Annotated in this window: 3 protein-coding genes and 1 pseudogene; 1 reads left to right on the forward strand and 3 read right to left on the reverse strand. The window is 69.6% G+C overall.

Annotation, left to right across the window (positions count from 1 at the left end; all coding sequences use genetic code 11):
• From ABEB28_RS36200 to ABEB28_RS36210, 3 genes are all read right to left on the reverse strand, one after another.
• Positions 1 to 3,846, reverse strand: a complete 3,846-nt coding sequence (locus ABEB28_RS36200; RefSeq protein ID WP_345732792.1) for a multifunctional oxoglutarate decarboxylase/oxoglutarate dehydrogenase thiamine pyrophosphate-binding subunit/dihydrolipoyllysine-residue succinyltransferase subunit — start codon at positions 3,844 to 3,846, stop codon at positions 1 to 3.
• Between the two features lie 243 nt (positions 3,847 to 4,089).
• Positions 4,090 to 4,881 (reverse strand): ABC transporter permease, encoded by a 792-nt coding sequence (locus ABEB28_RS36205; protein WP_345732793.1) that lies wholly within the window; start codon positions 4,879 to 4,881, stop codon positions 4,090 to 4,092.
• Positions 4,878 to 5,792 (reverse strand): ABC transporter ATP-binding protein, encoded by a 915-nt coding sequence (locus ABEB28_RS36210; RefSeq protein WP_345732794.1) that lies wholly within the window; start codon positions 5,790 to 5,792, stop codon positions 4,878 to 4,880. Before ABEB28_RS36210 ends, ABEB28_RS36205 begins: the two co-directional genes overlap by 4 nt.
• 423 nt (positions 5,793 to 6,215) lie before the next feature.
• On the opposite strand from ABEB28_RS36210, the pseudogene ABEB28_RS36215 reads away from it, so the two are divergent.
• A pseudogene (locus ABEB28_RS36215) lies at positions 6,216 to 6,664 on the forward strand (hypothetical protein); the annotation flags it as partial.

A 6,664-nucleotide genomic window follows, 5' to 3' on the forward strand; every position in this document is an offset into this window, starting at 1 on the left:
TCAGGCCTTCGTCGGCAGCGCTGCCTCGATCAGCGCCTTCTGCTCCTGCTCGTGCACCTTGCTCGACCCGACGGCCGGGCTCGCCGCGGCCTTCCGGGAGACCCGACGGAGCCGGATGCCCTCGAGCTGCTCCAGCAGGTTCAGCGCGACGAAGCTCCAGGCGCCCTGGTTCGCCGGCTCCTCCTGGACCCACACGTGGTCCTCGGCGTTCGGGTAGCGGTCGAGCGCCGCCCGCGCCTCGGTGACCGGCAGCGGGTAGAGCTGCTCGAGCCGGATGATCGCGACGTCGTCGAGCTTGCGCTGCGCCCGCGCCGCGGCCAGGTCGTAGTAGACCTTGCCGGAGCAGAGCAGCACCCGCTTCACCTTCGCCGGGTCCGGCTTGACGCCCTCGAAGCCGGGATCGTCGATGACCGGCTGGAAGTGGCTGCCCTCGGTGAACTCCTCCAGCGAGGACACCGCCGCCCGGTGGCGCAGCAGCGACTTCGGCGTGAACGCGACCAGCGGACGGTGGATGCCCGACAGCGCCTGCCGGCGAAGCAAGTGGAACCAGTTCGCCGGGGTGGTGCAGTCGACCACGGTCATGTTGTCTTCCGCGCACATCTGCAGGAAGCGCTCGATCCGGCCGGACGAGTGGTCCGGGCCCTGACCCTCCTGGCCGTGCGGGAGCAGCAGGCCGACGCTCGACCGCTGACCCCACTTCGCCTCACCGGAGGACACGAACTCGTCGATGACGGTCTGCGCGCCGTTGACGAAGTCGCCGAACTGGGCCTCCCACAGCACCAGCGCGTCCGGCTGGGCCAGCGAGTAGCCGTACTCGAACCCCATCGCGGCGTACTCGCTCAGCAGCGAGTCGTGCACGAAGAACCGGCCGGTGCCCTGGTCGTTGCGCGCGCCGAGCAGGTCGAGCGGCGTGAACTCGGACCCGTTCTCCTTGTCGATGAGCACGGAGTGCCGCTGGACGAACGTGCCCCGGCGGGAGTCCTGCCCGGCCAGCCGCACGATCTTGCCCTGCGCGACGAGCGTGCCGAGCGCGAGAATCTCGCCGAACGCCCAGTCGATGTTGCCCTCGCGGGACATCTTCCGCCGCTTCTCCATCAGCGGCTTGACCCGCGGGTGCGGGTGGAAGCCTTCCGGGTACTCGACGTGCACGTCGCCGACCCGGTGGATCTGCTCGAGCGGCACCGCGGTCTCGACGAGCTGCGCGGACGGGTTCGGCTGCAGCTTCGGCTCCCGGCGGGACGTCTGCGTGGCGTCCTTGGTGGCGCGGAAGACCTGTTCCAGCTTGCCCTGGAAGTCCTTGAGGGCTTCCTCGGCCTCTTCGACGGTGATGTCGCCGCGGCCGATCAGCGCCTCGGTGTAGAGCTTCCGGACGCTCCGCTTGTTGTCGATGATCGCGTACATCTCCGGGTTGCTCATCGAGGGGTCGTCGCCCTCGTTGTGCCCCCGGCGCCGGTAGCAGACCAGGTCGATGACGACGTCCTTGTGGAACGCCTGCCGGTACTCGAACGCCAGCCGCGCCACCCGGACGCACGCCTCCGGGTCGTCGCCGTTCACGTGGAAGATCGGCGCCTGGATCATCCGGGCCACGTCGGTCGAGTAGAAGCTCGACCGCGAGTAGGCCGGGGCGGTGGTGAAGCCGACCTGGTTGTTGACGACGACGTGAACGGTGCCACCGGTGCGGTACCCGCGCAGCTGGGAGAGGTTCAGCGTCTCGGCGACCACACCCTGGCCGGCGAACGCGGCGTCACCGTGGAGCAGCACCGGCAGCACGGTGAAGCCCTCGAGCCCCTTGTCGAGCACGTCCTGCTTGGCGCGGACGATGCCCTCCAGGACCGGGTTGACCGCTTCCAGGTGACTCGGGTTGCTGGTCAGCGAGACCTTGATCGTGTGCTGGCCGTCCGGGGTCGTGTACTTCGACTCCGCGCCCAGGTGGTACTTCACGTCGCCGGAGCCCTGGGTGGACTCCGGGTCCATGTTGCCCTCGAACTCGTTGAAGACCTTCTCGTAGGGCTTGCCGACGATGTTCGTGAGCACGTTCAGCCGGCCGCGGTGCGCCATACCGACGACGAGCTCGTCCAGGTCTTCCTCGGCGGAGGCCTGGAGCACCTCGTCCAGCAGCGGGATGACCGCCTCGGCGCCCTCGAGCGAGAACCGCTTCTGGCCGACGTACTTCGTCTGCAGGAACGTCTCGAACGCCTCGGCCTCGTTCAGCTTGGCCAGGATGCGCTTCTGCGTCACGGTGTCGGGCTTGGAGTGCTTGACCTCGACCCGCTTGGCGATCCAGGCCCGCTCCGCCGGGTCCTGGATGTGCATGTACTCGACGCCGATGCGGCGGCAGTACGAGTCGCGCAGCACGCCGAGGATCTCGCGCAGCTTCATCGTCCGGTTACCGGCGAAGCCGCCGACCGGGAACGTGCGGTCGAGGTCCCAGAGCGTCAGGCCGTGCTCGAGGATGTCGAGGTCGGCGTGGCGGCGCTGCCGGTACTCGAGCGGGTCGGTGTCGGCCATCAGGTGGCCGCGGACCCGGTAGGAGTGGATCAGCTCGAGGATGCGGGAGGTCTTGTCGATCTCACCCTCGTGCACCGTGGTGACGTCGCGGACCCAGCGGACCGGCTCGTACGGGATGCGCAGCGACGCGAAGATCTCGTCGTAGAAGCCGTCGGCGCCGAGCAGCAGCTGGTGGATCCGCTTGAGGAACTCGCCGGACTGCGCGCCCTGGATGATCCGGTGGTCGTAGGTGCTGGTCAGCGTGATGATCTTGCTGACCGCGGCCGCCGCGAGCTGCTCCTCGGACATGCCGGAGAACTCGGCCGGGTACTCCATCGCACCGACGCCGATGATCGTGCCCTGGCCCTTGGTGAGCCGCGGCATCGAGTGCACGGTGCCGATGCCGCCGGGGTTGGTCAGGCTGATCGTGGTGCCGGCGAAGTCGTCGGTGGTCAGCTTGCCGTTCCGGGCGCGTCGGACGATGTCCTCGTAGGCCTGCCAGAACTGCGAGAAGTCGAGCGTCTCGCACTTCTTGATGCTGGCGACGACGAGCGAGCGGCTGCCGTCCTTCTGCTGCAGGTCGATCGCGAGCCCGAGGTTGACGTGGTCGGGCATGAGCAGCGCCGGCTTGCCGTCCACCTCGGTGTAGGAGTTGTTCATCTCCGGGTGGCTGGCGACGGCCTTGATCAGCGCCCAGCCGATCAGGTGGGTGAAGCTGACCTTCCCGCCCCGCGAGCGGGCCAGGTTGGAGTTGATGACGATCCGGTTGTCGGACACCAGCTTCGCCGGGACCGCGCGCACGCTCGTCGCGGTGGGGACCTCGAGCGAGGCCTCCATGTTCTGGACGATCCGGGCCGCCGCGCCCCGGATCGGTTTGGTGACGGGCCCGGCCTCCTTCGGCTCGGGTGCCTTCTCGGCCGCCTTCGCGGGAGCTGGCTTCGCCGGGGCGGGCTTGGGTGGCGCCGACTTGGCCGCCGTGCCTCCGGCTGATCCAGTGGAGGTCGCCGTCGGGGCCGGTCCGGGCCTCGGAGCGGGCTTCGGCGGTGCCGGCTTAGGGGCCGCCTTGCTCGCGAGCGTCGCCGGAGAGGGCGCCGCCCCGTTCGAGGAGGACGTCGAGCCGCCGGCCCGCCCGTCCGCGCGGTCGGCGGTCGGCACGGTGCCGTTCTCGTCCGTGGCCGGGCCGCTCGTGCTCCCGACGCCGGTCGGCTTGTAATCGGCGAAGAACTCGTGCCAGGCCGGATCGACACTGGCAGGGTCGGCGAGATACTGCTGATAGATCTCCTCGACCACCCATTCGTTGGCCCCGAAGGCCGCCAGGGAATCCTCGGTCTGCGATGAGGTGCTGCTCTGCGTCGACACGGCCGCGTGTTCGCCTTCTTCTCAGCTACTCGTGCGTACGGTTCGTTCGTTTTGGATGAGTTCAGAGGAAGGTTCCACTGAGCCCACAGCGGCACGGTAACCCCGCCGCCGCAACTGCCCAGGCTACGCCGGAGCGGTGTTGGCTGCCGAGCGCGCCCGGTCAGCGGAAGGGATTTCGAGTGCAACACGACACTCGGGTCCCAACCGTGTCACTCAACCGAATCGGTTCAGTGTTCAGCAACGTCAGCTGACGTCGCGCGCGGCGGTGATCAACGTGCCGTACGCCGTCGTGATCACGCCGTAGAGAAGCAGGACGAGCGCGGCGATCCACCAGACCGGCGCGTCGTCGGTGGCGACCAGCGACGTCATCGCGCGTGAGGCCCCGCCCGGCAGGTAGTACTGCAGTTTGGCGATCCAGTCCTGGTCGAGGGCGGACGCGAGCTGCGGAAACACCAGGCCGGAGCCGAGTTCGGCGAGGTAGAGCACGATCGCCGCGACGACGGCCACGACCTGGTTGCGGATCAGCGTCCCGATGCCGACGCCGAAGATCATCCAGACGACGTAGGCCAGCGCGTTGAGGGCCACGGCGCCGAGTCCGGTACCCAGCCCGGCCCCGACCGGGACGCCGAGCGAGACGAGCATCGCGGTGCCGCCGCCGACCGCCAGCACCGAGCTGATCGCGAAGAACACGAGCGCGAACAAAAGCCCGGCGACAATTTTCGCCAGTACCACGCGGCTCCGCTTCGGCGTGGCGAGAAATGTCGAGGTGATCGTCTGGTGGGCGTATTCGCTGGTCACAATCGTGATTCCGAAGATCATCGTGAGCAGCAGCCCGAAGTACTGACCCGCGGTGTAGACGCTCTCCTTCACGTCGGCCGGACTGTCGTCCAGGTATTCCGACGTCGTCTGGGCCTGCAGGATCAGGTACCAGAACGCCAGGGCGAGCAGCGTCACGACGAGCACGCCGATCGCGGTCGCCCAGCCGACCGCGAGCGACCGGATCTTCAACAGCTCGCTACGGACGGTGGCGATCATCGGATCGTGGCCTTCTCGTTGGTCAGGGCGAGGAACAGCTCCTGCAGGTCGGATTGGAGCGGCGTCAGCTCGTGCAGCTCCACGCCCGCGGCGAGCGCCACCCGACCGATGTCCGCGGCGTGCACGCGCTCGATCAGCAGGACTCCGGGCTCGCCCGCGGCTCGCACCGGCACGCCGGGGAGGGCGCGGACCAACCGGTCGGCGTGCGGTGTGCGCACCCGGACGCCGGAGTGCGCCTGTGCCTTGAGCTCGGCGACGCGACCCTGCCGGACGCTGCGCCCGGCCGCGATGATGACGACGTCGTCGACGGTCTGCTCGACCTCGCTGAGCAGGTGCGACGAGACGAGCACGGTCTTGCCCGCGGCCGCCAGGGAGCGGAGCAGTTCGCGCAGCCAGCTGATCCCGGCCGGGTCGAGACCGTTGGCGGGCTCGTCCAGGATCAGCACGCGGGGATCGCCGAGCAGGGCCTGCGCCAGCCCGAGCCGCTGGCGCATGCCCATCGAGTAGCTGCCTACCCGCCGGCCGGCGGCCGGGGACATGCCGACCAGATCGAGCACCTCGTCCGCACGGCGCGCGGGCAACCCGGCCGCGGCGCAGAGGACGCGCAGGTGCGCCAGTCCGGTGCGGCGTTTGTGGAACCCGGACGCCTCCAGCGCCGCGCCGACGACCTCCAGCGGCCGCGTCAGGTCGGCGTAGCGGTAGCCGCCGATCGTCGCGATGCCGTGCGTCGGAGCGACCAGGCCGAGGAGCATCCGCAGCGTCGTCGTCTTGCCTGCGCCGTTCGGTCCGAGGAAGCCGGTGACGGTGCCCGGCTCGACCGTGAACGAGAGGTCGTCGACCGCGCGGATCGCACCGAACCGCTTGGTCAGGTTGCTGACCACGATCCGGCCGGGGTGGTGGGGAGGATGCAACGGTCTACCGATCGGCGAGGCGGGTCACGAATTGCCACACCGAGTGGCCGGCTTGCACGCCGAGCTTGCGGAGCAGCGGCGTACCGCTGTTGCCGGCGTCGGAGTGCACGCGGTCACGCTAGTGCGTCGGCTGCTCCCGGCGGGACGGAAACCAGACGCAGCCCGGCAGTTAATCCCAGGTTTCCGGTGGTGACACCCGGTCTGGGGCGGAAGTGGCAGCTGTTTCCAGGGGATTTCTGTGCTTAGCCGACCAGAAGCGGACTCCTCAGAAGTTCCTCAGATCTGCGGCTTCGCGGACGAGCTGCGCGGATGCTCTCCGTCAGCGGAAGAACGGGCCACGGTTCGTCGACCGTCCGTCACCGGGTGCGGACAGCAGGTGGCCGTGGACGCGCTCGCTGAGCGCGATTGGGCTGGGAGGTCACCATGATCCGCTCGGAGGTGGACGCAGTGCGCGCGGCGATGGTCCGCGCACCGCTGGATCCGGCGTGGGCGCCGTTCGAAGCGGCGATGCTCGTCCGGACGGCGGCGCGGCCGGGCATCTGCCGCTCGCCGGGAACCCGCCCCACCGTGCATCACCCCCGTCCGGAGCACTGGGCGGCGGACGAGCCGGGCCTTCTCGCCGAGTTCGACACCGATGCGGCCGCGCGCCGCCTGGTGTCCACGCTCGCCGCGATCGCGCCGTCGGCCACGGTGGAGTCGGGGTATCAGGGCGGACGGCACCGGTACGAGATCCATCGGGTGACCGTCCCGCGCGAGTCCGGTGCGCAGCTGCAGGAGGTGCTGGCCCGGTCGGCGTCGGCCGGTGCGGCAGCGCTGCGGACGGGTGCCGGGGTCGCGGTGGTGGGCGGTGGTGCGCCGGCGGCGGCCGCCGG

It is taken from the genome of Cryptosporangium minutisporangium, assembly GCF_039536245.1.
Taxonomy (GTDB): domain Bacteria; phylum Actinomycetota; class Actinomycetes; order Mycobacteriales; family Cryptosporangiaceae; genus Cryptosporangium; species Cryptosporangium minutisporangium.

Coding starts and splice junctions, on each gene's coding strand:
- ABEB28_RS36205 (WP_345732793.1), bottom strand. CDS start 4,881: ATGATCGCCACCGTCCGTAGCGAGCTGTTGAAGATCCGGTCGCTCGCG.